Origin of the sequence: Bradyrhizobium sp. AUGA SZCCT0160 (assembly GCF_018130105.1) — a bacterium.
GTDB lineage: Bacteria > Pseudomonadota > Alphaproteobacteria > Rhizobiales > Xanthobacteraceae > Bradyrhizobium.
This window is the reverse complement of record NZ_JAFCMD010000011.1, coordinates 25842-52128: the sequence shown is the minus strand read 5'-3', so window position 1 is coordinate 52128 and position 26287 is coordinate 25842. Positions and strand designations below refer to the sequence as shown.

The window sequence follows — 26287 nt, the reverse complement described above, 5'->3', positions numbered from 1 at the left end:
GGTCGGGTTGGTCGAACACCGGTGTTGGCTATCCCTTGCTGGAGACCAAGCCGCCTGGGTCACGATGGTTCCGGCCAATAAGCGACCCGTTGGCTCATCCACCCTACGGACCCACGCCGCCTAATACCCCGCCACCTGATGCGGCCTGAACAGCCGGCCCTTTTCCACCACCAGCACGACGCCGAGCGATGCCAGCGTGCACAGGAAGAAGCCGGTCGCGAACGGCAGCAGCGTGCCGTCATAATCCTGGCCGATCGTGGTGCCGATGCCGATGCCGAGCAGGGTGGTGATCGATCCGTACAGCGACGAGGCGGTACCGGCGATGTGGCCCTGGGGCTCCATCGCCAGCGCGGTGAAGTTGGCGATCATCAGCCCGAATGCGAACATCATCGACGCCGACAGCACCATGAACAGCGGCAAGGGCAGCATCTGCCATTTCACCGCCGCCAGCATGATACCCGATATGGCGACGTAGCCGAGCAATGCGCCGTGTGAAATCACGCGCATGCCGAGGCGGTTGACGAAGCGGGAGTTGACGAAGCCGGCGATCGCCGTGCCGATCGCGATGCCTGCGAAGGCAATCGGGAAATAATGCCCGAGCTGGTAGATCTCGGTGAACACCTGCTGCGAGGTGAACACGAAAGCGAACAGCGAACCGAGCACGCCGCCGGAGACGAGCGCGTAACCCAGCGTCTGGCGGTTGGTGACGGTCTGGCGGAAGGCGTCGAATATTTCGCGGACGGCGAGCGAGCGGCGCAGCTGAGGCGGCAGCGTCTCCGGCATGCGCCAGGCGCTCCAGATCAGCGTCACCACGCCATAGGCCATCAGCACGATGAAGATGCCGCGCCATTGCGTCAGCAGCAGCACCGCCTGGCCGAACGACGGCGCGATCACGGGCACCGCGATGAACACCATCATCGCCAGCGACATCACGCTCGCCATGCGGCGGCCGGCATAGCAGTCGCGCACGATCGAGGTGGCGATGACGCGGGTCGCGGAGGTGCCGAGCCCTTGCAGCGCGCGCGCCAGCAGCAGGGTCTCGAACGAGGGGGCGGCGATCGCCAGCAGGCTGGCGATGAAATAGACGGTCATGCCGCCCAGCAGCACCGGCCGGCGGCCGAAGCGATCGGACAGCGGTCCCATCACGAACTGGCCGACGCCGAACCCGACGATGAAGATCGACAGCACCATCTGCGGACGGTTGGCGTCGGCGAGGTGGAATGCGGAGCGGATGTTCGGCAGCGCCGGCAGCATCATGTCCATCGCCAGCGGGTTCAGCGCCATGATGGAGGCGATGATGACGACGAATTCGGGGAAGCCCATCGGGCGGTGGCCTGAGGAAACCCAGGCATTGGCATTGATTTCAGACACTTACGACCTCATTTCAGACCGGGATTCTACCGGTAATGCTGCGTTGCACAACTCCTATTCCGGGATGGCAGCCCGTCCGGGAGAGATGAGGTTGCGGGGTAGGGTTGGGGTCGTCGTTCCCCTGAACTGGGCCGACTCGTCATTCCGGGGGCGCGCGAAGCGCGAGCCCGGAATCCATCAGGCCGCATGCGCTGTCGCTTAATGGATTCCCTCGCTGCGCGAGCCCCGGAATGACGACAGGGCGGATTGCTGCCGCCTGCGACAAACTGGCCCGACGGGCAAATCACTTCCGATTTACGGAAATCATGTCAAGCCCCGAAACAAAAAATATTTCGCTTTTCAAGAAGGTCGATTCAGGTGCATGTTTCTCGCTGTCCCGCCCGGCAAGAGGGGCGTGCGCACGTCACGAACGCGCGGCGGGATGCGGTGGACGCTGGTTCACGCCTGACGATGGCGTGGACTCAAGCGTACGGCAAAACCGTGTGGTCCTGGCGCCCGTTGCCGGCGTCAAGCTGTCGGAGAAGCGCGAGCGGAAACGACAGCGACGGAGTCAATCAAGAACTCGTCTCCGGGGAGAGCACGGCATAAGCCGTAAAGCCATTGCGCAGGGAAGGCCGGGTGTTCTCCGCTGCCCTGTATGCTCGTGTGCAGCCTACTTAGTGCAAACCGCACACGGGACCGCGGGTGCAGCGCGCACCCGGTCTTCCCTGCGCCCTCTCAATGAGAGGGCGGGAAGTTTTTGGCAAACCTCGGGCGCAATGCGTCGCGAGAACGCGGCCACACATTCAATTGTCGTCACCCGCGCATGCGGGTGACCCAGTATCCCAGAGACGCTGATGATAGAACCGAGAAGCCGCAGCGTACTGGATACCCCGCCTGCGCGGGGTATCACAGCGGTGTGGAGGCGCGCCGCCGCGGTGCAGAATCCGCCTGTCCCGCCGTAGCCCAACGGGCGAAGGCGGATTGTCTTACCCGCCCCTTTGCTTTAATCCCCCACCCCATTGATCGCCTCGAAACGGAGACCTCGTGTCAGACCACCCCCTACGCATCGGCACGCGCAAGAGCGTGATGGCGCTGGCGCAGACGGATGAGGTCGCGCGGCTGCTGCGCGCGGCCAATCCGGGGCTGAACGTCGAGATCATCAAATTCGAAACCCGCGGCGATCAGGACCAGACCAGCAAGCTGCTGCGCCACGGTGGCAAGGGCGGCGCGTTCGTCGCCGAAATCCGTCAGGCCATGCGCGCCGGCGAATTGCAGGCCGCGATGCATTCGCTGAAGGACGTTCCCGGCAACGAGGAGACGCCCGGCCTCGTCATCGCAGCGACACTGCCGCGCGATGCCGCCAATGATTCGCTGGTGCTGCGTCCGGGCCTGTCGCTGGAAACTTTCAGGGCCTCGCGCGGCAAGGGCTTCAAGATCGGCACCAACGCGGTGCGCCGCGCCGCCTATCTGCGCCGGCTGTTTCCCGAAGTCACCGTGATCCATTACCGCGGTGCCGCCGACACAAGGATTGCAAAACTCGATCGCGGCGACATGCAGCGGCTTCCCGACGGCGGCGAGGTCGGGCCGGCGGATGCGCTCGTGATGGCGCGGTCAGGCCTCGAACGCATCGGCATGACATCGCGCATTGCCCATGATTTTTCGGTTCACGAAATGCTGCCGTCGGTCGGCCAGGGCATCGTCGCCGTCGAATGCGTCGAGAAAGACTGGGTCACGCGCGGGTATCTGGCCGGCATCGAGGACCTGTCCTCGCGGCTTTGCGCCGAGGCCGAGCGCGAGGTGTTGTGGGTGCTGAACGGCCATTGCAACTCGCCGATCGCAGGTCACGCGACCATTTCAGGCAACGACATGACGCTCACGGCCGCGGTGCTGGACGAAACCGGTTCGCGCTTCATCGAGGCGTCGCGGACGGCGGCGGCGGACCGCCCCCGCGAACTCGGCCGCGCCGTTGGCCTGGAATTGCTCGACAAGGGTGCCGCCGAAATCATCGCGCGCAACCGGCCGGACGAGCATTAGAAACGACCGGCTATTGGCGCGCGACGTCGCTCCATTCCGGGCAGGTGCGCTGATCGACCGGCACCAGCCACGCCTTGTAGTTGGTCTTGTCGATCACTTCGGCCGGCAGCATCACCTTCTCCGGCAGCGGTTCGCGCTTGAGATGACGCACCGCCGCCCGCGTTGCGGTGCAGCCGATCTTGAACATGTTGAAGTCGACGCTTGCGAGCATCCCGCCGGATTCGATCTGCTTCACGGCCGGCAGAATGCCGTTGATGCCGATCACAACAGCGGTCCGGCTGGCGCTCTTGAGCGCATCGAGCACGCCGAGCGCCATGCTGTCATTGGCCGACAGCACCGCGTCGATCTGCTTGTGCTCGGCCAGCAGCTTCTCCATTCCGCGCCTGGCGTCGGGCGTCTGGTAATTGCCGACCGCCGAGCCCAGCACCTCGATGCCGGGGAATTCGCCGAAGGCGCGCTGGTAACCGCGCAGCCGCTCGCGGTTGGTGGGGGCGGCCGGCGTGCCCTCGATGACGACGATCTTGCCCTTGCCGCCGAGATGCTCGAACAGATAGCGCGCCTCGCGATAGCCGATCTCGAAATCGTCGGCGCCGACATAGGTCACAAAACTGCCCGGCAGCGGATTGGAGACCAGCACCACCGGAATCTTGGCCTCGTTCAACTGCTTCACCGAAGGAATCATCGCGACGTCGTCGACCGGAATGAAGATGATCGCGTCAGGCTTGTCCTTGATGACCTGCTCCACCATCGCCTTCTGCTCGTCGACATTGTCAGGCTGCTTCGGCACGAAGTGCACGACCCTTGCGCCGGTGCTCCGCGCGATCTGGTCGGCGGCAATGCGGAAGGCCTCATAGGCCGGGTTGGTCGAATTCTTGGTGAACACGGCGATCGTCATCTGGTTGTCGGCCGCGCTTGCATGGTGCGCGAACAGGGCCGCTGCGCCGGCTATCGCCGTCGTCATCAAACGTCGCATCATTGCCTCCGTCGGTTACAGCCACAAAATCTTCTTCCGGTACTCAAGATCAGTCAGCAGCGGCGCGGCCGGGCCCTGATGGAATACCGCGCCGCGCTCCAGCGCGAAGACGCGGTCGGCCAGCGCCAGCACGAGATCGAGATTGTGCTCGACGATCACAATCGAGGTGTGGCGCCGCAACTGGTCGAACACCCTGAACAGTTCGAGGATCACGGTCGGCGCCAGTCCTTCGAAGGGCTCGTCGAGCAGCAGCAGTTTGACGTTACCCGACATCGCGCGCGCCACCGCCACCATCTGCTGCTCGCCGCCGGAGAGATAGTCCGCCGCAACGTCCATGCGTTCGGCCAACCGCGGGAAATACTGCAGGATCTGCGCTTCGTCCCACACCACGCCGTTGCTGCCGTCGGTCTTGCGTGCCAGGCGTCCGAGCGAGAGATTTTCGCGCACGGTCATGCCCGCGAACAGGCCGCGGCCCTGCGGCACATAACCGATGCCCATGCGGGCAATATCGGGAGCCGGCAAACGGGCGATATCGGTGCCGGCATATTCGATCGTGCCCGACGACAGCGGCACCAATCCGGCGAGCGTCTTGAGCAGCGTCGACTTGCCGGCGCCGTTGCGGCCGAGCAGGGCGACGATCTCGCCCTCGCGCACGTCGAGCGAGGCGTCGTGCAGGATGTGACTCTTGCCGTAGAAGGTGTTGACGCCTTCGAAACGCAGAACCTGCGCCGCGCTCTCCCTGGCTTCGTCGGTGCGGCTGTGCTCCACTTCGGGAACACCGGTGCCGGTATAGATTTCCTGCACCCGGCGGTCGGCACGCACCGCACTGGGCGGACCGGTCATCAGCACTTCGCCCTGGTTCATCACGGTGACGGAGTGCGAGAAGCCGAGCACGCGGTCGATATCGTGCTCGACGATCAGCACGGGGATATTGGCGGCGACGTTCTTGACCAGATTCGAAACGCGCTCGCGTTCGGCGGCGGCAAGGCCGGCCAGCGGCTCGTCGAGCAGCAGCACCTGCGGCTTCGAGCCGAGCGCGATGCCGAGATCGACCAGCCGCTGCCCGCCATAGGACAGTTCGCCGCCTTCGATGGTCTCGATGCCCTCGAGGCCGAGGAACTTGATCAGCTCAGCGGTCTCGGCGTGGATGCTCTCATAGCTGTCGATGTCGCGCCAGAAATTGAAGCGCATGTCGCTTTGCGCCTGCAGCGACAGCCGCAGATTCTCGTAGATCGACAGGCCCTTGAACAGATTGGTGATCTGAAACGAGCGCGCCAGGCCCTGATGGCAGATCAGGTCGGACGGCACGCCCTGGATCTCGCGGCCATTGAGCTTGATGGTACCCTTGTCGGTCGGAAACAGCCCCGAGACCAGATTGAACAGCGTGGTCTTGCCGGCGCCGTTCGGGCCGATCAGCGCATGGATTTCACCGGCGCCGACCGTCAGACTCGCATTGTGAACGGCGCGGATGCCGCCGAAGCTCCTGGAAACGCCATTCACTTCCAACACGGTGCCGGTGAGCCCCTTCGGCATCAGGAAGGCCGGCAACGGCAGGCCGTCATAGATCTTGCGCCGGCTCATCGCCGCGGATTCCTCCGGCGCGGGCCACCAGCGTTTGCTGAGGCGCGCCCAGATGCCGACCAGCCCGTCCGGCGAGAACAGCACGAAGGCGACGAAGATCAGCCCGAACCACAGCAGCCAGTCGGATGTCCAGATCGAAAACAATTCGCGGAACAGAATAAAGAACAATGCGCCGAGCGCCGGTCCCAGCATGCTGCGCATGCCGCCGATCACGACGATCGCGAGCAGTTCGCCGGAGAACGGCACCGACACCGCCTCTGCCGAGACAAGGTAGTTCTGGAATCCGATCAGCCCGCCGGCAAAGCCTGTCACCACCGCGGAGATCACGAAGACGCCGAGCTTGTAGCGCTCGACCGGATAGCCCTGGAAGGTGGCGCGCAACTGGTTCTCGCGGATCGCCACCAGCACATGGCCGAACGGCGAGCGCACCAGCCGCAGCAGCAGGTAGAGCACGCCGAGGCTGAGCACGGCGACCACGATGTAATAATTGAGCGCGTTGTCGAGATCGAAGGCGCCGATGCTGCCGCGCTTCAGGCCGCCGAGGCCATCTTCGCCGCCGGTGACCTTGGTCCAGCGGAAGGCGGTGGTGTAGGCGAGCGCCGCCAGCGCCAGCGTCAGCAGCGAGAAGTAGACGCCGCGCCGCCGCAGGATGACGATACCGACGACCGCGGAGGCGACCGCCACCACGACCAGCGACAGCAGCAGTGGCAGCCAGATGGAGCCGGGGAACCAGTTGAGCTGGATCAGGCCCGCCGCATAGGCGCCGATGCCGAACCAGGTGCCGTGGCCGAACGAAACCAGGCCGGTGTAGCCGACGCACAGGTTGAGCCCCATGGTCGCGATCGCCAGCGCCACCACCATGGTGCCGGTGTTGTGCGACAGGCCGAGCGCCTGCATGCCGAACGGCAGCGCGATCAGTGCAAGACCCGCCAGCAGCAGCGGCCGGTATTTCGAGGCAGGCGACAGCTTCATTCGAATTTCTCGATACGCTCGCCCAACAGTCCGCGCGGCCGCACCAGCAGCACCACGAACATCAGGACATACATTGACGCCTCGCCGGCGGCGGGCTCGAAATGGATGGTGATGCCGCGCACCACGCCGACCAAAAGAGCCGCGATCACCACGCCCCAGAAACTGCCGAGGCCGCCGATCACCACGACGACGAAGGCGACCGTGATGATGTCGGCGCCCATCGCCGGCTGCACGATCGTGATCGGCGCGAAGAACGCGCCGGCAAGCGCCGCCATGCCGACGCCGAGCATCACGATCGCGGTCATGTACGGCTGCAGCCGGATGCCGAGTGCGGCGACCATGTCCGGCCGCTGGATACCGGCCCGCACCACGCGGCCAAAGGAAGTCTTGTGCAGCAGCAGCCAGACGGCGACCAGCACCCCGATCACGACGGCGAGAATGAGGAGGCGGTATCGCGAAAACAGGAAGTCGCCGAGGAACACCGAGCCGCGCAGCGCGGGCGGGATCGCCGCCGAAATAGGCGGCGCCCCCCAAATGATGCGGATCGCCTGTTCAGCCACCATCGCGAGCCCGAACGTCACCAGCAGGCTCAGGATCGGATCAGCGGTGTAGAAGCGGCGGAGGATGTAACGCTCGAACAGGATGCCCAGCATGGCCACCGCAATCGGCGACAGCACGACGGCGGAGCCGAAGCCGAGATATTTGGTGATCTCGACGGACACGTAAGCGCCCAGCGCGAAGAACGCGCCATGCGCCAGATTGACGACGCCGCCGACGCTGAAGATCAGCGACAGCCCGAGCGCGATCAGAAGATAATAGCCCCCGAGCACGAGGCCATTCACCACCTGTTCCAGCAAGAACGCGAATTGCATGTGTGTGCCCTAGACAAAAACGGCGCCGGCTTTTCAGTGCCGGCGCCGCTGACGCCAACGAAGCTAACGCGTGAAGCGTCAGGCCTTCATCTCGCAGGGATTCTGCGTCTTGGTCGGATAGATTTTCTCCAGCGGCTCTGCCGCCACCGGCACGGCGTCACCAAGCGCGAGCATGTCCCACTTGTCCTTCATCTCGGCTTTCGGCTTGACGGTGAACGGATAGGCCTCCTGCACCAGCTGATGGTCCCAGGAGCGGAAATAGCCCTTGCGCGCCTTCATGATGTCGAACTCGGTCTGCTTTTCGAAATGCGCGATCAGCGCGTCGCTCTCGGTCGATTTGATCTCGTTGATCGCCTGCGCCAGCAGCTTGAGCGTGACGTATTCGATCCAGGCGTGGTTCTCCGGCGGCTTGCCGTATTTTTGGGTGAAGGCGGCGACAAAGGCCTTGGAGGCCGAGTTGTCGAGCGTGTGATACCAGACGGTCGGCCAGGTGCCGCTGAGATTGCCTTCGCCGGCGGCCCAGGCGTCGCCGGTGTTGAGGTTGAAGCCGACCAGCGGGTAGGGGAAGCCGAACTCGGCATACTGCTTCACGAGGTTGGTAACCTGGTTGCCCGCGAGGTTGCAGCACACCACGTCCGGCTTGGCTTGCCGCACCTTCAGCAGATAGGGGCTGAAATCGGTGACGTCGGTCGCGATCAGTTCGTCGCCGGCCAGCGTGGCGCCGTTGGCGTCGAAGAAGGTTTTTGCGGCTTTCAGCAGATCGTGGCCGAAAATGTAGTCCGCGGTCAGCGTGAAGAATTTCTTGCCTTTCACCATGCCCTTTTGATTGAGCGCGGTGCCGACGGCATTGACCATCACGGTGTTCGGAATGTCGCAGTGGAATGAGTAGCGGTTGCAGTTCTTGCCGCGCAGCGCGTCGGAGCGCGCGCCGGTCGAGAAGAACACCTTCTTGTTGCGCTCGGCGACCTGCATGATGGTGAGCGAGGAGGCCGAGGAGATTTCGCCGAGCAGCACCACGGCGCCATCCTGCTCGATCATGCGCTGGGCCTTGGTCGAGGCGGTGGCCGGATTGACCGAGTCTTCCGAAATCAGGTCGATCTGCTTGCCCATGATGCCGCCGGACTGATTGATCTCTTCCGCGGCGAGCTTGACGCCGAGCTGGGCGTAGCTGCCGATGGCGCCGAGAAAACCGGTCAGCGGCACGAGATGGCCGATCTTGATCCGGGTTGCCTGGGCGCGAACGATCGCCGGAAATCCCAGAGCGGAAGCGCCGGCAAACGCGGCGCCTGTCTTCAACAAAGTACGTCGGCTGTAGCTGAACATGGCGGGTCTCCTCCCTGGGGGCGCGTCACGACGTCCTGCCTCCGATTCTCGCTATGCGAGGATGTGAGAGACGTTCTTTTATTATTGGATGATAATTCCGGACACAGCCGCGCCTGTCAACGCCAAATGCGTCGCAGATTCGCTTCAGGCGATTTTGGGAGAGGCGCTAGGAGGACTTCGCGGTGTCGCGGGCGCCGAACTCGGCGGACAACCGGGCGGCGGCGGTTTGCACCAGTTTGGCGCGGCTTTTCAGCACCTGGTCGGACATCCGCCAGATCGGGCCGGAAATGCCGAGCGCCCCGATCACGTCGCCGGTAAAATTGTAGACCGGCACCGCGATGCAGCGCACTTCCGCGTTGTACTCGCCGTCGTCGATCGCGATTGCGCTGCGCCGGATTTCCGCAATTTCGCGCAGCAGCACGGCAGGATCGGTGATCGACTTGCCGGTCGAAGGCTTCAATTCGACACGTTCGAGGAACCGCTTCAACTGGTCGGGGCGCAGCGAGGCCAGAATGATCTTGCCGAGCGCGGTGCAATGCGCCGGCCGCACCACCCCGACCCGGTCGGTGAGCTGGAACGCGCCGGAGCCGCTGGTACGGGCAATAACCACGACGGAATCGCCCATGCGGACCGCAAAATGCCCGCTCTCGCCGGTTTCCCGCGAGAGATCTTCCAGCACGGGTGTCGCGAGATTGACCATCTCGATTTCATCGAGCGCGCTGGCGGCGAGCGCGAACAACGGCCGGCCAACGCGGTAGCGCTTGGAATCCCGCTCCTGCCGCATGTAGCCCAGCGTCACCAGGGTCTTGGCAAGATGGAACGTGGTGGAATTATGCAGGCCGACAAGCTTGCTCAGTTCAGCGAGGCTGATGCCCTCGCGGTGGCGCGCGACTTCCTCCAGGATCGAAAACGCACGCCCGAGCGATTGCACGCCGCCGCGCTGACGCTCCTCGGCGTCGTCGTCGATGTTGGGCGCGTTCGATTGCACCAGCCGGGCGACCGCCGTCTTGCGTGGCGTGGCGGGCTTCTCGCTCGTCTTCGGCTTGGTTCGCGATTTCACGGATGGGTCTCCAGGAGGGCATGGCCGAATTCTATCAGGCTGCCCTCGTCAATGAATAGCACGATGCTCCGCTGCGGGCCTCTCCATCTATATACCACAATAGCAATTGACGTACAGTATTATGAGAAATAGGGTCCGCCCCTGTCGGCCGCGCAGACCAAGACGCGGCGTCCAGGTTTGTTGAGCAGGGAGAGAGTGATCCGATGGCGCGCAATATGCTCAACGGGGCCCAGGTCATCGTCGAATATTTGATCCAGGAGAAGGTGCCGCAGGTGTTCGGCCTGTGCGGCCACGGAAATATCCAGTTCATCGATGCGCTGTACGAGCGTTCCGACGACATCAAGACCATCTCGGTCCACCATGAGAGCGTCGCCGGGTTCATGGCCGACGTTTATTACCGGGTGTCAGGACGGCCGACCGCGACCTTCACCTCCTGCGGGCCGGGCTCGGCCAATCTGCCGATCTCGCTCGGCAATGCGTTCCTGGATTCGGTGCCGTTCATGGCGGTGACCGGCAATGTGCCGACCAGCCAGTTCAACCGCGGCGCGTTTCAGGAATTGTATCGGCACTATCAGGCCGACTTTCCCTCCACGGTGCGCTCCTACTGCAAGAAGGTGTTCCAGCCGACGCGGGGTGAGATGGTGCCGCTCGCGGTTCGGCAAGCCTGGAAGACGATGATGTCGGGACGTCCGGGGCCTGTCGTGCTGGATGTTCCCTTCGACGTGTTCATGGAGTCGGCCGCCGAAGAGGCGCCGAACGCGCAGGCCTGGAACGCCAACATCTCCAGCCGCTGCGGCGCCGATCCCGAGGGCGTGGTGAAGGCGGTCGATATGCTGCTCGGTGCCGAGCGGCCGGTGATGATCGTCGGGCAGGGCGTCCGCTATGGCGGCGCGGCCGAGGAATTGCTCAAGCTCGCCGAGCGTCTTCAGATTCCGGTGGCGGCATCGGCCAGCGGCCTTGGCGCGATCGATTGCAACCATCCGCTGGCGCTGGGCCTCGTCGCACGTGCCGGTCATTACCAGGCCAACCACGCGACGCGCCAGGCCGACGTGCTGCTGGCGATGGGGATGCGGTTCGACGATCGCACCTCGAGTTCCTGGATTCCCGGTTACTCCTTCACCATTCCGCCGACGCGGCTGATCCATGTCGACATCGACCCCGAGGAGATCGGCCGCAACTATCCGGTCGCGCTCGGGCTGATGGCCGACGTGCGGACGTTCCTGCGGCAGGTTCATGCCGAACTCGACCGCCGCGCCGATCTGACCAGGAAGGCCGACAGCCGCAAAAAATGGCTGGCGCAGATCGATACCTATCGCCAGGAATGGGATAAGTTCGTCGCACCCGGATTTTCCGACGACACCATGCCGATCAACCCGCAGCGTGCGGCGCTCGAGATCGACAAGGCGCTGCCGGAGAATGCGATCCTGGTCAGCGACATCGGCGTGCACCACAACTGGCTGCTGAGTTTTTGCAAGCCGAAGCGGCCGGACTCGCTGATCGGCTCGATGGGTTTTGGCCCGATGGGCTTTGGTGTCGCCGGCGTGATGGGGGCGAAATTCGCAGCCCCCGACCGGCCCTGCGTATCCGTGTGCGGCGATGGCGCCTTCTTCATGCACGCCAACGTGCTGGGAACGGCGGTCGAATATAATCTGCCCGTGGTCTGGGTGGTCTGGAACAATTACGCCTATGCCTCGATCCGCGGGTTGCAGCGCGGTTATCTCGGTGGCCGCGAACTGGCGACCGACTTCCACGATCCCGTGACCGGCCAGCGCTATAATCCGGATTTTGCCGCGATGGCGCGCTCCTGCGGCGTCGAGGGCGTGCGGGTCGATCGCGCCGGCGATATCGGCGAGGCCATCCGCAAGGGCATCGCCGCCAACAAGCCCTATCTGATCGACGTCGATATCGCCGCCGATATCAATCCCACGGGCGCCGGCGTCTGGGAATTGCCCGGCCTTGGCCAAAGCAAGGCGGGTATCGGCACCCGCTATCAGCCCGTCTGATTTGAACTGAGGAGAGCACATGTTGCTTGCAGGCAAGAAAATCGTCGTCGTCGGTGGTTCCTCCGGCATCGGTCTTTCGACCGCGGAAATGGCCAAGCGCGAGGGCGCCGACGTGATTGTTTCGTCCCGGAATGTCGAGCGCCTCGACAAGGTGGCGGAAAAGCTGAACGCGATCGCGATCCCGGCCGACGTCACCAGCGACGAAAGCATCGCTAAGCTGTTTCGCGCCTGCGGTCCGGTCGATCATGTCGTGGTCACGGCAGCTCAGCTTCGCACCGGTCCGTTCAAAACGGTCGCGATGGACGACGTGCGGTCCACGATGGAAAGCAAGTTCTGGGGCGCATGGCGGGTGGCGCGATCGGCAGAGATTCGCCCCGGCGGATCGCTGACATTGGTCTCAGGTTTCCTCAGCGTTCGCCCACGGCCGAATTCGGCCATCGTCAGTGCGGCCAATGGCGCGCTCGAATCGTTGGCAAAAGCGCTGGCGCTCGAACTGGCGCCGGTGCGCGTCAACGCCGTCTCGCCCGGCGTGATCGATACACCGATCCGCGCCGCGATGCCGGAGGAGGCGCGCCGTGATATGCTCGCCAAGACCGCCGCGGCGTTGCCGGTCGGCCGGGTCGGGATCGGCGACGATATCGCGCGGCAAATCCTGTCGTTCATGGCGAACGGCTTTGCGACGGGATCGATCGTCTATATCGACGGCGGCGCGCTGGTGATCTGATCGTCGCGGTAACTGAGGAGCACCATATGGCTTCAGAGGATCACGGCGCTTTCATCCGCAATATCGCCGAAGTGCCCTGGCGCGAGTTCCCCAATCATTTTGGCGGCGCACTGTCGAAACCGCTGGTGATGCCGGAGACGGCGGGCTCGCGTCACATTGACTACCGGATTTCGATGTACCAGCCGATGGCCCATGTCGCGCGGCACAAGCACAAGATCCAGGAACAGATCTATCACGTGCTCGAGGGCGAGGGGTTGATGGAAATCGCCGGCAAGAACCACATCGTGCGCAAGCACGACTTCATCTTCCTGCCGCCCGGAGTGGACCACGCCATCTCGAATTCCGGCCTGGTCGATCTGGTGTTCCTCGTCATCACATCACCGGTGACGGATGACGAGAAGCCGGTGTGACACGACGGCGACATTACGCCGCAAGATCGAGCAGCAGGCACGATGAGCCTCTAATCAGCACCTTGCGTCCGTTTGACGTGAGGACCGGCACATCGCCGTTGATCGCAACGAGTCCAAGCGCAATCAGGCCTTGAATTGTGAATCGATTCATCCGCTGTGGCCGGGATGTGGAGTTGCGCAAGTTCTTCAACACTTCCCACTGGTCGGGCGTCAGATCGTAGTCGACTTCGTCGTTCATGGCGTCCTAAAGACTCCTCGCATTCTCAAGGCGCGTGATAGCCGCCGCTCATGAAATTCGTGCGACCATAACGAGTCAGGATTTGGACGTGCGATGATGCGCCGTCACATCATCGTGTCATTGGAAACCTTCAACTGTCGCGAATCGTGACATGCTGCATTGCGTCAATGCGCCATAATCCTTAACCGCGCCGCACGCTGGCGCCGCCGTCGACCGGTAACGTCACGCCGGTGATGAAACTTGCTTCATCGGAGGCAAGGAACAGCGCGGCATTGGCGACGTCCCAGCCGGTGCCCATCTTCTGGCGCAGCGGAACCTTGCTGTCGCGCTCGGCTTCGACCTCGGCGCGGGTCTTCTTGAATTCGCGCGCGCGGGTATCCACCGCCATCGGCGTGTTCATCAGCCCGGGCAAGATCACGTTGGCGCGAATGCCGTATTGCGCGTTCTGGTAGGCGAGCTGTTCGGTAAAGGCGATCATCGCCGACTTGGTCGCCTTGTAGGCCACATACGGATAAGTGGTGATCGCGGCCATCGAGGAGATGTTGATGATGCTGCCGCTCTGTTGCTGGCGCATGATCGGGATCACATGCTTGGCGGCGAGGATGCAGCTCTTCAGATTGATCGCGACGCAACGGTCGAACGCCTCCTCGGTGATATCGAGCAGTTCGGCGTCGCCGCCGGACAGGCTGACGCCGACATTGTTGTGCAGGATATCGACACGTCCCCACCGTCGATGCGCATCCGCCACCATCGCCTTGATGTCTGCATTCCTGGTGACGTCGGTCTTGAAGGCGATCGCCGTGCCCTGTTTGGCCGCGATCAAGTCGACGGTCTCCTGCGCCGATTCGAGATGGTGATCGACGCACAGCACCCTGGCGCCCTCGCGTGCGAAGGTGAGCGCGGTGGCGCGGCCGTTGCCGATACCCTCGCCGGGGCTCTGGCCGGCACCGACGACGATGGCGACACGATCTTTCAGACGCATTTCATTCCACTCCCGGGATCGGGTACTGTTGCAGTACCTCTTTGTAATAGGGCTCGTTGTCCATCTTCATCGTGGCCAGCACGCGGACCACGGCGCAGTAGAACGCGATGGTGACCACGAGATCGGTCATGTGTTCGTCGGAGAGGTCTTGCTTGATCTCGGCGAAGGTCGCATCCGACATCGCAAGCTCGCGCACCATCTCGCGGGCGCCGCGCAGGATCGCTTTGGCTGATGGTTCGAGGTTCGAGGGTTTTCCGTCGGTCTCGGCCATCATCGCCTTGATGTCGTCATCAGTGACGCCGAACTCCTTGCCGATCTTGACGTGATGGGTGAATTCGTATTCCGACTTCTCCATCCAGCCGACCTGCAGGATCGCAAGTTCGCGCAGGCGCGGGTCGAGCTTGCTCTTGTGTCGGATGTAACCGCCGAGGCCGGAGAAGGCGCGCGCCATGTCAGGCGAGTTGACCAGCAGCTTGTGCAAATTGGTGTTGCGCTTGAGCATGTCGCGATATTCAGGGGCGACCTGGTCGGCCTCGAGATAGGGCAGGCGGGCCATTTTATTGTTTTCCTTATTGGCAAGTTCGTCCGGCCGCGTCGGACGCGGCCGCGTTAGGTCGGCTCAGCCGTAGAGGGCTTTATGCTCGCTCGCGTAATTGGCGTAGGAATCCTTGATGCTCGCGAGATTGAGCAGCATGGTGGCGACGGACGTGTCGTCGGCGCCGAATACCGTGGTGCGCACCCACATGCTCTCGGTCCGGCGGCTGCCGCTCAGCGCCACGACCTCGCGTTCGGTGACGTAGTTCTCGCCGGCGAATAACGGCCCGCGCAACAGGCGGATTTCCTGATCCGCGAACAGTCCGACCGCGGGGCCTCGTACCGGCAACTGATCCTCGCGGGCGCGGTATTGAAACAACACGCTCAGCATCTCCATGGGGATAATGGCCCGGCCCCAGGGATTGAATTCCCCAGAATAATACGCCGAAGGTTCGGTGATGACCTTCAGCTTCTCGGCCAGCGAAAACGGATAGAGATCGCCCATGTTCTGGTCGAAATCCATTTTCACAGGTATCCGGCCGGTCTTCATGCCGACCTTGAGGTCGGCGAGGATCACGGGGTCGGTGAGCGGCTTCAGTTCGCCGAGCCGCCGGTGCAGTGCCGTTTCCGTCCCGTCACCGCCGACCGACGCGGTGCCGCGCAAGATCTCGGTGCCGTCGCGCTTTGTCATTCCGATGGCGCAAATCGTCTGGCCCGGCTTCGGCTTCTCGATATTGGCCTGGACTTCCTCGCCTTCGAAGGCGGGATTGCGATAATGCGCCGAGAGACAGCCGGTCTCGAACCAGGCCTGGCCCCAGATCCGTTCGCACAACGGCGCGAACTGGCTGAAATGGGTCGGGCCTTCGATGGTGCCGCCCTGAAAGCCGAGCTTTTGCGCGGTCGCATCGTCGTGGATCGAGGCGTGCGAATCGTAGACCTGCGCCTGCAGCATCTGCTTTGGGCGCCGCCACGGACCGACCAGCACATCGCCGCTCTCCAGTACCTCGGTCGTGAATGCCGCTTCTGTCATCTCTAAGCTTTCCTTGGCTCTCCCGTTTGCCGCCAGCGTTTCAAAGAAGAGGGGGTTCGGCAAGGGTGAGGGCGAAATCCACATCGCAGCCGAGATATGTCCTGCCGCCATGCATTCAGGCTGGGCACGCATAGCAAAACCGGTGCATTCTGACCCCCAATTAGACCGGTTCAAAATAGCCGGCAGAGCGATAGACGCGACGGGGAGCGAAAAATGGCGTTGATGGACGTTGGGCTGGACGACAAGTACCGGCTGGATGCGAAGCGCATCTTTCTTTCCGGTACGCAGGCGCTGGTCCGGCTGCCGATGTTGCAGCGCGAACGCGACCGCGCGCAGGGGCTCAACACCGCGGGGTTCATCTCGGGTTATCGCGGTTCACCGCTCGGCATGTACGATCACGCGCTGTGGCGTGCGAAATCCTTCCTGAGGGAACACAACATCGAGTTCGCGCCCGGCCTCAACGAGGATCTGGCGGCAACGGCGGTGTGGGGCAGCCAGCAGGTCGGAATGTTCCCGGGCGCCAAGGTCGATGGCGTGTTCGGCATCTGGTACGGCAAGGGTCCCGGCGTCGATCGCTCGATGGACGCGCTCAAGCATGCCAACTCGGCCGGCACTTCGCCCAATGGTGGCGTGATCGCGCTGGCCGGTGACGATCACGGCTGCCAGTCCTCGACGCTGGCGCATCAGAGCGAACAGGTATTCGCGGCGGCATTGATGCCGGTGGTCAACCCTGCGACGCTGCAGGACTATCTCGACCTCGGCATTTTGGGATTTGCGCTGTCGCGCTATTCCAGTTGCTGGGTCGGGTTCAAGGCAATCTCGGAAACGGTTGAGAGTTCGGCCTCGATCGTCAGCGATCCCGACCGCATCAAGATCATCACCCCCAGTGATTTCGAGATGCCTCCGGGTGGTTTGTCGATCCGCTGGCCGGATGCGCCGCTGGAGCAGGAGCGCAGGCTTCACGGCCCGAAGATGCAGGCGGTCGCCGCCTTCACGCGCGTCAATCGCTTCGACCGGATCGTGCTGGATTCGAAACCGGCGCGGCTTGGCATCATGGCGACCGGCAAGGCCTATCTCGACCTGCGCCAGGCGCTGGCCGATCTCGGTATCACCGACGCCGAAGCGCAGGCGCTGGGACTGCGCATCTACAAGGTCGCGCTGACCTGGCCGCTGGAGGAGCACGGCGCACGTGCGTTCGCCGAGGGCCTGCAGGACGTGCTTGTGGTCGAGGAGAAGCGCGGCTTCATCGAGGATCAACTGCTGCGCATCCTCTACAATGTCGATGCTATGAGGCGCCCCTCGGTGGTCGGCAAGCGCGACGAGACCGGCGCGATGCTGCTGCCAAGCGAAGGCGAACTCACGCCCACCATGGTCGCCGCCGCTGTCGTGGCGCGGCTCCGCCGGCTCGGCCATCGCAGCCCGGCGCTGGAACAGCGCCTGGCAAAACTCGAGGCGTTCGACCGGCCCGCGGAGGGCATTGGTGCCGCAAAGCTGCAGCGGACGCCGTATTTCTGCTCGGGCTGCCCGCACAACACCTCCACCAAAGTGCCTGAGGGCAGCCGCGCGATGGCCGGCATTGGCTGTCACGGCATGGCGCTCTCGGTGCCGAACCGCCGGACAGCTACGATCTCGCATATGGGCGCCGAAGGTGTTACCTGGATCGGGCAGGCGCCGTTCACCAGCGAACAGCACGTGTTCCAGAATCTCGGCGACGGCACCTACACGCATTCGGGCTTGCTGGCGCTGCGCGCGGCTTCCGCCGCCGGCGTCAACATCACCTACAAGATCCTCTACAACGACGCTGTCGCGATGACCGGCGGCCAGCCCGCCGAAGGCGGCCTGACCGTGTCGCAGATCGCGCATCAGGTTTCCGCCGAAGGTGCCAAGCGCCTTGCGATCGTCTCCGATGATCCCGAGAAATACCCCAGCAATTATTTCCCCGCGGGCGCCACTGTTCATCACCGCCGCGAACTCGACGCCGTGCAGAAGGAACTGCGTGACGTCAAGGGCCTCTCGGTCCTGATCTACGACCAGACCTGCGCCGCCGAAAAGCGCCGTCGCCGCAAGCGCGGGCTTTATCCGGACCCGCCGAAGCGTGTCTTCATCAATGAGCGCGTCTGCGAAGGCTGCGGCGACTGCTCGGCGGCCTCCAACTGCGTCTCGGTGCAGCCGCTGGAAACGGAACTCGGCCGCAAGCGCCGGATCGACCAGTCGAACTGCAACAAGGATTTCTCCTGCATCGAGGGCTTTTGTCCGAGTTTTGTTACCGTGCATGGCGGCAAGTTGCGGAAGGCCGATCGTGCTGCGGCTGATCCGTCGGCGTTGTTCGCCGATCTGCCTCTGCCGACACTGCCTGCGCTGGACGGCGCCTTCAACATCCTCGTCACCGGCATCGGCGGCACCGGCGTCATCACCATCGGCGCGTTGCTCGGCATGGCCGCGCATGTCGACGGCAGGGCCTGCTCGACGCTCGACTTCACGGGATTGTCGCAGAAGAACGGCGCGGTCATGAGCCACGTCCGCATTGCGCCCTCGGCGGACGATCTCGCCAATGTCCGGATCGGCCCCGGCAGTGCCAATCTCATTCTCGGCTGCGATATCGTCGTCGCCACCAGCATCCCGGCGCTGAGCCGCGCCGAGCGCGGCCTGACGCGCGCGATCGTCAACGCCGACCTGTTGCCGACCGCAAGTTTTGTCATTGATCCCGATATCGATTTCCAGGCCGGCGCGATGCGCGACTCGCTCAACGAGGCGGTGAGCGCAACCGATCTCGATATCCTCGACGCGACCGGTCTTGCCTCAGCCCTGATGGGCGACAGCATCGCGACCAATTCCTTCATGCTCGGCTTTGCGTTTCAGCGCGGCGCAATCCCGCTGTCGCTGGAGGCGATCATGAAGGCGATCGACCTCAATGGCGCGGCGATCGAGATGAACAAGCTGGCGTTCTCCTGGGGCCGGTTGGCCGCGCACGACCTGCAACGCGTGGTCAGCGCCGCGCGCTTCAAGGCGCAGGGTGCCGCACCGGTCAAGCGGACGCTGGATGAGACCATCGCTCACCGTGCGGACTTCCTGACCGACTACCAGAACGAGGCCTATTCGAAGCGCTACCTCGCCGAGGTCGCGCGGGTGCGTGCCGCCGAAGCCAAGGCGTCGCCCGCGGCGCAGGACCTTACCGAAGCCTTTGCAAAGGGCCTGTTCAAGCTGATGGCCTACAAGGACGAGTATGAGGTGGCCCGACTTTATTCCGACGGCGAGTTTGCAAAAGCGTTGAAGGAGCAGTTCGACGGCGATCCGGGCGTCAAGGTCAGCCTCGCACCGCCGTTGCTGGCGCGTCGCGACAAGGTGACCGGGCATTTGCGCAAGCGCGAATTCGGTGGCTGGATCCTCAAGGCGTTCGATGTCCTGACGCGCTTCAAATTCCTGCGCGGCACCGCGTTCGATCCGTTCGGCTATACCTCCGAGCGCCGGATGGAGCGGGCACTGCCGGGCGAATATTCCGACATGATCCTCCGCCACCTCGACACGGCCAAACCGCAGGATTGGCCGCGGCTGGTGGCGCTGGCGAAGACGGCTGACCTGGTGCGCGGCTACGGCCACATCAAGGAGGCCAATGTCGCGCGCTACCGCCAGGAATGCATGCGGCTGCAGGGCACGATCGGGCAGCCGGTTGCGCAAGCCGCGGAATAGGTTCCGGGGAACGGGCCGCGGATTTTTCGCGGCCGCCGTAGTTAGCAGGTAACCTTGCCGAAAATTTCGGCTGGAAAAGGCCTGCCGGCTTCCTACATGTTCCCGGTTATCGTTATTTTTAGTCATTTCAGGAGGCCCATAATGGTCCTGAAGAGCGCTTTAGCTGCAGCGGTTTGCACGGGGTTTTTGGCATTGGCCGGCTCCGCGACGGCGGCCGAGTATCGTCCGGGTGAGTTGCTCAGCCTTGATCTTCCGAGCGCCGTATTTTCGCCCAAGCGAATCGGGCCGGAGGCGCGGTTCGGGCCGGTTCGGATCGAGGCAAGGTCGGAGGACACGGAGGCGGATCTGGATTCGACCATCTGGCCCAAGCTGCCGCCACGCAAGGCGCATGCCGCCAAATCTCAGGCCGAGAAGTCCGGCACTGAGGCGCCGCGCGCCGCAGCGCGTGCCAAGCTGGCGAAGCCGCGCCACAATCCGCTCGATGCGCAGGCGCGCGATACCCGGATTCAAACCTGGCCGTGCAGGTCCGGCGGCATCTGCAACTGGCAGCGATAGAAGCGGTCGATCAGGGCTTTCCGATCAGAAAGAAGACAGCCACGATCAGCACCGAGAGCGTCGTGATCACGCCGAGCACGGCGGCGGCGATCGCCGGCAGTTGATGCGAATCCAGCCATCGTTGCAACGCGTTGCCCATCGCTCTTCCTGACCCGATCTTGATTTGCCCAGCGCCTTGCGGGCAGTCTATTTATAGCGGTCTATCCCACGCAATCCAATGCCGTCCATGCGGCTTTCGTCTTCCCCCGCGACACCTTACGCCTTTGGGAGCATTCAATGGAAAATCTGCAAACGCAGGGCATTGCCCTGCCGAGGCTTGGGCTTGGTAGCTTTCGCCTGCAGGGCGATGCCTGCCGCGCTGCGGTTGAAAGCGCGATTGCGCAGGGTTACCGCCATATCGACACGGCTGAAATGTACGGCAATGAGGAGGCGATCGGTGCTGCAATCGCGGCTTCGCGCGTCGCGCGAACGGACCTGCATGTCACCACCAAGGTCTGGAACGAAAACCTGGCGCCGGACGCGATCCGCCGGGCGTTCGATGCTTCCCTGAAGAAACTGCGGCTCGATCAGGTCGATCTCTATCTGGTGCACTGGCCGTCGCGGAACATGAACCTGCCGGCGATGTTCGAGACCTTGATGAAGCTGAAGCAGGAGGGCCGCACCCGCGCCATCGGGGTCGCCAATTTCAACATCGCGCTCTTGAAAACCGTGGTCGAGGAGATCAAGGCTCCGATTGCCTGCAACCAGGTCGAATACCACGTGATGCTGGATCAGACAAAGCTGCGCAAATATCTCAGCGCCAAATCGATTCCGCTGGTTGCCTATTGCCCGCTGGCGCAGGGCCGCGTGGCGTCGGACGAGACGCTGACCGCGATCGGTCGCAAGCATAATGCCAGCGCCGCACAGGTGGCCCTGAAATGGTTGCTCGATCAGGACGGCGTCGCCGCGATCCCGAAGGCCTCGCGCGCCGAAAGCCAACAGGCCAATCTCGACGCGCTGAAGCTGCGGCTTGATGACGACGATCGAAAGGCAATCGCGGCCTTGCCGAAGGACAAACGTTGTGTAAATCCCGCCTTCGGGCCGGCGTGGGATTGAAGGCGATTCCTCCTTTTCCGTCCGCCGGAATTCAAGGTTTTTCGCTACACACGGGCTGAGGTCCAGTCCATACTGGGTGGCATCAAAGGGAGGTCTAGAAAATGCGTGAAGCTGTTATCGTTTCCTATGCACGAACGGGGCTGGCGAAGTCCGGCCGCGGCGGGTTCAATATCACCCCTCCGATGTCCATGGCGGCCCACGCCATCAAGCACGCGGTCGAGCGCGCCGGCGTCGACAAGGATTACGTCGAGGACTGCTATCTCGGCAATTGCGCGCACGGCGCGCCCAATATCGGCCGCCAGGCGGCGCTGCTGGCTGGCATGCCAAAGTCGACGGCCGGCGTTTCGGTCAACCGCTTCTGCTCCTCGGGGCTGCAGACCATCGCGATGGCCGCCAACTCGATCCGTTCGGACGGCGCCGACTGCATCGTGGCCGGTGGCGTTGAAAGCATCTCGATTCCCGGCGGCGGCTCGCCCAAGGAATCGATCGATCCGGATCTGCTCAAGACCGCGCCCGACATCTTCATGGCGATGATCGATACCGCCGACATCGTCGCCGAGCGCTACAAGCTCAGCCGCGAATACCAGGACGAGTACTCGCTGGAATCGCAGCGCCGCATGGCCGCGGCGCAGCAGGCCAACAAGTTCAAGGACGAAATCGTCCCGATGAAGACCAGGATGAAGGTGGTCGACAAGGCGACCAAGGCGGAAAGCATCGTCGACTACACGGTCGATCGCGACGAGTGCAACCGTCCCGAGACCACCATGGAAGGCCTCGCCAAGCTCGAGCCGGTCAAGGGCCCGGGCAAATACGTCACTGCCGGCAATGCCAGCCAGCTTTCGGACGGTGCGGCGGCTGTCGTGCTGATGGAAGCCAAGGATGCCGAAAAGCGCGGCCTGCAGCCGCTCGGCCGTTTCGTTGCCTGGGCGGCGGCGGGCTGCGAGCCGGATGAGATGGGCATCGGCCCGATCTTCGCCGTGCCGAAGCTGTTGAAGCGCCATGGCCTCAAGATCGACGACATCGACATCTGGGAATTGAACGAAGCCTTCGCCAGCCAGTGTCTGTATTCCCGCGACAAGCTCGGCATCGACCCCGAGAAGTACAATGTCAACGGCGGCTCGATCGCGATCGGCCATCCCTTCGGCATGACCGGCGCGCGGCTCACCGGCCACATATTGCAGGAAGGCCGTCGCCGCAAGGCGAAGTGGGGCGTCGTCACCATGTGCATCGGTGGCGGCCAGGGCGGCGCAGGCCTGTTCGAAATCTACAGCTGATTGGCCGTTACAAGCCGCTTCGCTGAACAAGCTTGACGATCATACGAACAAAAAAAATGGCTCCGCGAGGAGCCATTTTCCGTTGAGGCGCAAGTTTCGTTGAGGCGCAAGCCTCAGTAACGATAACGCTTCTTGATCACGACCGTGTTGCGATGATGACGGTGTCCGCGATGGTAGCCGCGGTCGTGATGACGGCGGTATTCGGCCCGCGCACCATGACCATGGTGATGATGGCCGTGGTAACCGCTGCCTCGCTTGATCACAACAGTCTGAGCGCTTGCAATCGACGGCGCCGCAACGATGATCGCGGCAACGGCCGCAAGCACATATCCAAACTTCCTCATAGTTCTCATCCTCTTTCAATTGAGCGGAGATGTAACATTGCGGTGACACGAACGTTCCCGAGGGAACTCGAAGAGAATTCTGAATGTCTATTAAGCAAGGATCTGTGGATGCAATGCGTGCGTTGGTTCCAGGCACGAGAACGTTTCTTTAGTCCAATGAATCACGCTCGACACATTGCGTCTACACGTGGCCGTTCCGGACAACCGCGATCCCACGGACCGTCCAGCCGCATGGTCATTTGATACCCGTGTGGGTTGATCGTGGGCATGCGCCGGCTTGCGGAAAGCCCGGTCCCGGCGCATCATCGCGCCATAAAATCATATGGGGGAGCGATGCCATGAGCGGGTTTTCACGCCGTGATTTTCTGAGCCTGACCGGCTCAGCCGCCGTTGCCGCGATGTCCGCACCGGCCAATGCCGCGATGGGACCGAACGACAAGTTCGACCTTGTGATCAAGGGTGGCGATGTGCTCGATCCCAGCCAGTCGCTGCGAGGAAAACGTGATATCGGCATTCGCTGGGGGATGATCGAGGCGGTTGAGGCCGATATTCCGGCGGCACGAGCCTCCAAGACCATCGACGCCACCGGCAAACTGGTGACGCCGGGATTGATCGACCTGCACTCCCACGTCTATCCCTATGGCTCGGGGATCGGCATTCCGGCCGACGAATTGGTGCAGGCCCAGGCAACGACGACAGTGGTGTCGGCAGGGGATGCCGGCGTCAACAATCTCGCCGCGCTCCGCCGTTACATCGTGGCGCAATCGCGCGCGCGGATTTACGCCTTCGTCCATATCGCCAATCACGGTCTGTCGGGCTTCCCGGTGGCCGAACTCTACAACATCGACCACGCGCAGCTCGACGCCTGCGCGATGGCGCTGGCCGAGAATCCGGACTTCCTGCTCGGCGTCAAAGTCCGGATGTCGGAGAATGTCATCGCCAGGCACGGTCTCGAACCACTGAAGCGAGCCATCAAGGCCTGCGAGATGTGCGGCTGGCCGGCCAAGATGATGGTGCATATCGGTGGCGTCGAGACCAGGGAGTTGATGTCGCAGATTCTCGATCTGCTGCGGCCGGGCGACGTGCTGACTCATGCCTATTCCGGCGCACCGAACATCGGCGGCGTCTTCACCAACATCGTGCAGGATGGCAAGCTGCTGCCGGCAGCGCTTGCCGCCAAGCAGCGCGGCGTGATGTTCGACGTCGGGCATGGCGGCGGCAGCTTCGATTTCACGGTGGCTGAGCCCGCGATCGCGGGCGGCTGCCCGCCCGACACGATCTCGTCCGATATCCACGTCTTCTCCGGCAACTCGCCCGGCATGCCGTATCTGCCGAACGTGATGAGCAAGTTCATCCCGCTCGGATTTACCGTGGAGCAGGTGGTGGCGATGGCAACCTCGGCGCCGGCAAAGATCATCAACCGCGCCCCGAAAATCGGCACGCTGCAGATCGGCGCGCCCGGTGACGTCGCGATCATGGAGCTGGTGGAGGCGCAGGTCTCGTTCGTCGACACCCGCAACAACAAGCGTGAGGGCAAGCTGCTGCTGAAACCGGTGCAGACCGTGATCAACGGCGTGCCGTTCGGCCGGCCCTATCAGGCGCCGTTCGCGGTGCGGTGAGGGGCGCTGTCAGTCGCTTTTTCGTCATGGCCGGGCTTGTCCCGGCCATCCACGTCTTTCTTGCTTGGTGGAAGCCAAGACGTGGATGCCCGGCACAAGGCCGGGCATGACGACGTTCGGTGCAAGGCGCTATTTCATTGATCTCTTTTTGAGTCAGACTCTCAAGTGCGCGCCCGCTTCTCCACATTGGCGCTTCGCTCGGGCACGCCGAACTCCTTGCGGCAGACGTCCGCCAGCACGGCGACGCCTTGGCGGATCTGCTCATGGGAGGGGCTGGCAAAGCACAGCCGCAAGCGGCTGCCGGCATAGGACTTGTCGGTCGACCATTCCGGCCCCGGGTTGATGGCGACGCCGGCGGCCAATGCAGCCTGATACAGTTTCAGCGTATCGACATTGTCGGGGAGTTTGACCCACAGGAAGATGCCACCCTTGGGATCCTCGAACTCGGCTGATGTGCCGAACTGCTCGTTGAGCGCCTCCATCAGCGTGTCGAGCTTGGCGCGCAGGCCGCGCGTCAGCTTCGGCACGTGGGTTTCGAAATGCGGCGCGCAGAATTCCGCCAGCACCATCTGCTCCAGCGCGCCGGAGCCGGCATCGGTCTTCAGCGCCAGCATTCGCGACATCATCTCCCAGGGCGCGACGATGAATCCGACCCGCAGCGCCGGCGCAATCGATTTGGAAAACGAGCCGATATGGATGACGCCGCCTTGCTTGCTCATCGCATAGATCGCGGGCGGGCGCTGGCCGTTCCAGATCAGGTCGGCGTAGCAATCGTCCTCGAAGATCGGCACGCCGTATTCCTGCGACAGTTTTATCATTTCGGCGCGCCGCTCCTCCGGCAGGATCGAACCGGTCGGGTTCTGCACGGTCGGGATGGTGTAGATGTATTTCGGCATGATGCCGCGGCGCTTGTGGTCGGCCAGCGCCGCCGCCAGCGCATCCATCCGCATGCCCTCGTCGTCGAGGGGAATGCCGACCGTCTTGACGCCGAGCCGGGTCAGCCGGCTCAGCGAGCCCTGATAGGTCTCCTGTTCGATCAGCACGGTATCGCCGCGCGCCAGGAGCGTCGCGTTGACGAGGTCGAGCGCCTGCAGCGAACCGGAGACGATCATGACGTCGTCGGCGGTGCAGCCGATGCCGGCATCGCGCTTGAGTTTCCTGGTGAGGAATTCGCGCAGGGGGCGGTAGCCCTGCGGGCCGCTGGCGAGGCCGTAGGTCGCGAGCGTCTTGCCCTCGCGCTGGAGCACGGCAGTCATCGCCTCGATCAGGCCATCGACCGGCACCTGGTCGGGATCATTGTTGCCGCCGACGAAACTGTATTTGGCCAGACCCGTCCACCGCGCCGCCGGCGCCGGCAATCCGGCCGGCAGCAATGGTGCGAAATCGAAAATTGATGCGGTAGACATTGGACATTCACTCCCGTTTTGTTTTTCGTTGAGACGGCCGCTGGCGCGGCCCTCCGGTATTTGGTTAGTTCTTGCCGGTGATCTTAGTCGGTCGCCGCCGGGGGATGAAAGCGGAATGTCAGCTATCGATGCTGCCCGATATGACGGGGGGTGCGTGCGGGGTTCGCCGTCAGGAACCTTCTAAAATTGCCGGATGCTGCCGGCCACGTGCGCCTGAG

The 26287-nt window shown here is 63.3% G+C and carries 22 protein-coding genes; 9 read left to right on the top strand and 13 right to left on the bottom strand.

Going from position 1 to position 26287, the window contains the following annotated elements:
- Positions 1 to 120: 120 nt before the first annotated feature.
- Positions 121 to 1371: a multidrug effflux MFS transporter gene (locus JQ558_RS18780; RefSeq protein ID WP_312015003.1), complete on the bottom strand. Its 1251-nt coding sequence runs from the start codon at positions 1369 to 1371 to the stop codon at positions 121 to 123.
- 1026 nt (positions 1372 to 2397) lie between these two features.
- On the opposite strand from JQ558_RS18780, the gene hemC reads away from it, so the two are divergent.
- Positions 2398 to 3387 carry a hydroxymethylbilane synthase gene (hemC, locus tag JQ558_RS18775; RefSeq protein ID WP_212214223.1) on the top strand — a complete coding sequence of 330 codons (990 nt, stop codon included), beginning with the start codon at positions 2398 to 2400 and terminating at the stop codon, positions 3385 to 3387.
- 10 nt (positions 3388 to 3397) lie between these two features.
- Here hemC and JQ558_RS18770 read toward each other — a convergent pair whose 3' ends face one another.
- From JQ558_RS18770 to JQ558_RS18750, 5 genes are all read right to left on the bottom strand, one after another.
- Positions 3398 to 4360: a sugar ABC transporter substrate-binding protein gene (locus JQ558_RS18770; protein WP_212294513.1), complete on the bottom strand. Its 963-nt coding sequence runs from the start codon at positions 4358 to 4360 to the stop codon at positions 3398 to 3400.
- 15 nt (positions 4361 to 4375) lie between these two features.
- Entirely contained in the window at positions 4376 to 6913 is a 2538-nt protein-coding gene (locus JQ558_RS18765; RefSeq protein WP_212294512.1) for a branched-chain amino acid ABC transporter ATP-binding protein/permease, read from the bottom strand.
- Positions 6910 to 7785 carry a branched-chain amino acid ABC transporter permease gene (locus JQ558_RS18760; RefSeq protein WP_192735166.1) on the bottom strand — a complete coding sequence of 292 codons (876 nt, stop codon included), beginning with the start codon at positions 7783 to 7785 and terminating at the stop codon, positions 6910 to 6912. The genes JQ558_RS18765 and JQ558_RS18760 overlap by 4 nt, the downstream gene beginning before the upstream one ends.
- A 78-nt stretch (positions 7786 to 7863) precedes the next feature.
- Positions 7864 to 9108 carry an ABC transporter substrate-binding protein gene (locus tag JQ558_RS18755; RefSeq protein ID WP_212294511.1) on the bottom strand — a complete coding sequence of 415 codons (1245 nt, stop codon included), beginning with the start codon at positions 9106 to 9108 and terminating at the stop codon, positions 7864 to 7866.
- A 166-nt stretch (positions 9109 to 9274) separates the two neighbouring features.
- Positions 9275 to 10168 carry an IclR family transcriptional regulator gene (locus JQ558_RS18750; RefSeq protein WP_212214214.1) on the bottom strand — a complete coding sequence of 298 codons (894 nt, stop codon included), beginning with the start codon at positions 10166 to 10168 and terminating at the stop codon, positions 9275 to 9277.
- A gap of 203 nt (positions 10169 to 10371) precedes the next feature.
- Here JQ558_RS18750 and JQ558_RS18745 point away from each other — a divergent pair, with 203 nt between their 5' ends.
- Genes JQ558_RS18745 through JQ558_RS18735 form a run of 3 tightly spaced genes read left to right on the top strand, consistent with a single transcriptional unit; the run spans position 10372 to position 13305 of the window.
- Positions 10372 to 12171 carry a thiamine pyrophosphate-binding protein gene (locus JQ558_RS18745; protein ID WP_212294510.1) on the top strand — a complete coding sequence of 600 codons (1800 nt, stop codon included), beginning with the start codon at positions 10372 to 10374 and terminating at the stop codon, positions 12169 to 12171.
- A gap of 19 nt (positions 12172 to 12190) precedes the next feature.
- Positions 12191 to 12895: an SDR family oxidoreductase gene (locus JQ558_RS18740; protein ID WP_212294509.1), complete on the top strand. Its 705-nt coding sequence runs from the start codon at positions 12191 to 12193 to the stop codon at positions 12893 to 12895.
- A 26-nt stretch (positions 12896 to 12921) separates the two neighbouring features.
- Positions 12922 to 13305 (top strand): cupin domain-containing protein, encoded by a 384-nt coding sequence (locus JQ558_RS18735; RefSeq protein WP_212294508.1) that lies wholly within the window; start codon positions 12922 to 12924, stop codon positions 13303 to 13305.
- 13 nt (positions 13306 to 13318) lie between these two features.
- On the opposite strand, the gene JQ558_RS18730 is transcribed toward JQ558_RS18735, so the two are convergent.
- From JQ558_RS18730 to JQ558_RS18715, 4 genes are all read right to left on the bottom strand, one after another.
- The gene (locus JQ558_RS18730) at positions 13319 to 13543 is read right to left on the bottom strand and encodes a hypothetical protein (protein ID WP_212276311.1); all 225 of its coding nucleotides are present in this window, start codon (positions 13541 to 13543) and stop codon (positions 13319 to 13321) included.
- A 181-nt stretch (positions 13544 to 13724) separates the two neighbouring features.
- The gene (locus JQ558_RS18725; protein ID WP_212294507.1) at positions 13725 to 14525 is read right to left on the bottom strand and encodes an SDR family NAD(P)-dependent oxidoreductase; all 801 of its coding nucleotides are present in this window, start codon (positions 14523 to 14525) and stop codon (positions 13725 to 13727) included.
- Between the two features lies 1 nt (position 14526).
- Positions 14527 to 15081 (bottom strand): carboxymuconolactone decarboxylase family protein, encoded by a 555-nt coding sequence (locus tag JQ558_RS18720; protein WP_212214197.1) that lies wholly within the window; start codon positions 15079 to 15081, stop codon positions 14527 to 14529.
- Between the two features lie 63 nt (positions 15082 to 15144).
- Entirely contained in the window at positions 15145 to 16089 is a 945-nt protein-coding gene (locus JQ558_RS18715; RefSeq protein ID WP_212294506.1) for a hypothetical protein, read from the bottom strand.
- A gap of 213 nt (positions 16090 to 16302) precedes the next feature.
- On the opposite strand from JQ558_RS18715, the gene JQ558_RS18710 reads away from it, so the two are divergent.
- Together JQ558_RS18710 and JQ558_RS18705 are read left to right on the top strand one after the other, a co-directional pair.
- The gene (locus JQ558_RS18710; RefSeq protein ID WP_212294505.1) at positions 16303 to 19776 is read left to right on the top strand and encodes an indolepyruvate ferredoxin oxidoreductase family protein; all 3474 of its coding nucleotides are present in this window, start codon (positions 16303 to 16305) and stop codon (positions 19774 to 19776) included.
- 141 nt (positions 19777 to 19917) lie between these two features.
- Positions 19918 to 20331: a hypothetical protein gene (locus tag JQ558_RS18705; RefSeq protein WP_212294504.1), complete on the top strand. Its 414-nt coding sequence runs from the start codon at positions 19918 to 19920 to the stop codon at positions 20329 to 20331.
- A 10-nt stretch (positions 20332 to 20341) separates the two neighbouring features.
- Here the strand turns inward: JQ558_RS18705 and JQ558_RS37890 are convergent, their stop codons facing one another.
- Positions 20342 to 20470 carry a hypothetical protein gene (locus JQ558_RS37890; protein WP_283813476.1) on the bottom strand — a complete coding sequence of 43 codons (129 nt, stop codon included), beginning with the start codon at positions 20468 to 20470 and terminating at the stop codon, positions 20342 to 20344.
- A 137-nt stretch (positions 20471 to 20607) separates the two neighbouring features.
- Here JQ558_RS37890 and JQ558_RS18700 point away from each other — a divergent pair, with 137 nt between their 5' ends.
- Positions 20608 to 21426, top strand: a complete 819-nt coding sequence (locus JQ558_RS18700) for an aldo/keto reductase (protein ID WP_212294503.1) — start codon at positions 20608 to 20610, stop codon at positions 21424 to 21426.
- Between the two features lie 101 nt (positions 21427 to 21527).
- A complete protein-coding gene (locus tag JQ558_RS18695; protein WP_212294502.1) occupies positions 21528 to 22700 on the top strand; it encodes an acetyl-CoA C-acyltransferase in 1173 nt (390 codons plus the stop codon).
- 113 nt (positions 22701 to 22813) lie between these two features.
- Here JQ558_RS18695 and JQ558_RS18690 read toward each other — a convergent pair whose 3' ends face one another.
- On the bottom strand, positions 22814 to 23044 hold the full coding sequence (locus JQ558_RS18690; RefSeq protein ID WP_212276306.1) for a hypothetical protein: 231 nt from the start codon (positions 23042 to 23044) through the stop codon (positions 22814 to 22816).
- Positions 23045 to 23382: 338 nt separating this feature from the next.
- Here JQ558_RS18690 and JQ558_RS18685 point away from each other — a divergent pair, with 338 nt between their 5' ends.
- Positions 23383 to 24663, top strand: coding sequence for an amidohydrolase family protein (locus JQ558_RS18685; protein WP_212294501.1), 1281 nt, complete (start codon positions 23383 to 23385; stop codon positions 24661 to 24663).
- Positions 24664 to 24824: 161 nt separating this feature from the next.
- On the opposite strand, the gene JQ558_RS18680 is transcribed toward JQ558_RS18685, so the two are convergent.
- Positions 24825 to 26069, bottom strand: coding sequence for a PLP-dependent aminotransferase family protein (locus JQ558_RS18680; RefSeq protein ID WP_212294500.1), 1245 nt, complete (start codon positions 26067 to 26069; stop codon positions 24825 to 24827).
- Positions 26070 to 26287: the final 218 nt, after the last annotated feature.

What these genes read in the sequence shown, in the direction of transcription:
- JQ558_RS18770 (WP_212294513.1), bottom strand. Translation starts at nt 4,360, where the DNA reads ATGCGACGTTTGATGACGACGGCGATAGCCGGCGCAGCGGCCCTGTTC.
- JQ558_RS18765 (WP_212294512.1), bottom strand. Translation starts at nt 6,913, where the DNA reads ATGAAGCTGTCGCCTGCCTCGAAATACCGGCCGCTGCTGCTGGCGGGT.
- JQ558_RS18760 (WP_192735166.1), bottom strand. Translation starts at nt 7,785, where the DNA reads ATGCAATTCGCGTTCTTGCTGGAACAGGTGGTGAATGGCCTCGTGCTC.
- JQ558_RS18755 (WP_212294511.1), bottom strand. Translation starts at nt 9,108, where the DNA reads ATGTTCAGCTACAGCCGACGTACTTTGTTGAAGACAGGCGCCGCGTTT.
- JQ558_RS18745 (WP_212294510.1), top strand. Translation starts at nt 10,372, where the DNA reads ATGGCGCGCAATATGCTCAACGGGGCCCAGGTCATCGTCGAATATTTG.
- JQ558_RS18740 (WP_212294509.1), top strand. Translation starts at nt 12,191, where the DNA reads ATGTTGCTTGCAGGCAAGAAAATCGTCGTCGTCGGTGGTTCCTCCGGC.
- JQ558_RS18735 (WP_212294508.1), top strand. Translation starts at nt 12,922, where the DNA reads ATGGCTTCAGAGGATCACGGCGCTTTCATCCGCAATATCGCCGAAGTG.
- JQ558_RS18730 (WP_212276311.1), bottom strand. Translation starts at nt 13,543, where the DNA reads ATGAACGACGAAGTCGACTACGATCTGACGCCCGACCAGTGGGAAGTG.
- JQ558_RS18725 (WP_212294507.1), bottom strand. Translation starts at nt 14,525, where the DNA reads ATGCGTCTGAAAGATCGTGTCGCCATCGTCGTCGGTGCCGGCCAGAGC.
- JQ558_RS18720 (WP_212214197.1), bottom strand. Translation starts at nt 15,081, where the DNA reads ATGGCCCGCCTGCCCTATCTCGAGGCCGACCAGGTCGCCCCTGAATAT.
- JQ558_RS18715 (WP_212294506.1), bottom strand. Translation starts at nt 16,089, where the DNA reads ATGACAGAAGCGGCATTCACGACCGAGGTACTGGAGAGCGGCGATGTG.
- JQ558_RS18710 (WP_212294505.1), top strand. Translation starts at nt 16,303, where the DNA reads ATGGCGTTGATGGACGTTGGGCTGGACGACAAGTACCGGCTGGATGCG.
- JQ558_RS18705 (WP_212294504.1), top strand. Translation starts at nt 19,918, where the DNA reads ATGGTCCTGAAGAGCGCTTTAGCTGCAGCGGTTTGCACGGGGTTTTTG.
- JQ558_RS37890 (WP_283813476.1), bottom strand. Translation starts at nt 20,470, where the DNA reads ATGGGCAACGCGTTGCAACGATGGCTGGATTCGCATCAACTGCCGGCG.
- JQ558_RS18700 (WP_212294503.1), top strand. Translation starts at nt 20,608, where the DNA reads ATGGAAAATCTGCAAACGCAGGGCATTGCCCTGCCGAGGCTTGGGCTT.
- JQ558_RS18695 (WP_212294502.1), top strand. Translation starts at nt 21,528, where the DNA reads ATGCGTGAAGCTGTTATCGTTTCCTATGCACGAACGGGGCTGGCGAAG.
- JQ558_RS18690 (WP_212276306.1), bottom strand. Translation starts at nt 23,044, where the DNA reads ATGAGGAAGTTTGGATATGTGCTTGCGGCCGTTGCCGCGATCATCGTT.
- JQ558_RS18685 (WP_212294501.1), top strand. Translation starts at nt 23,383, where the DNA reads ATGAGCGGGTTTTCACGCCGTGATTTTCTGAGCCTGACCGGCTCAGCC.
- JQ558_RS18680 (WP_212294500.1), bottom strand. Translation starts at nt 26,069, where the DNA reads ATGTCTACCGCATCAATTTTCGATTTCGCACCATTGCTGCCGGCCGGA.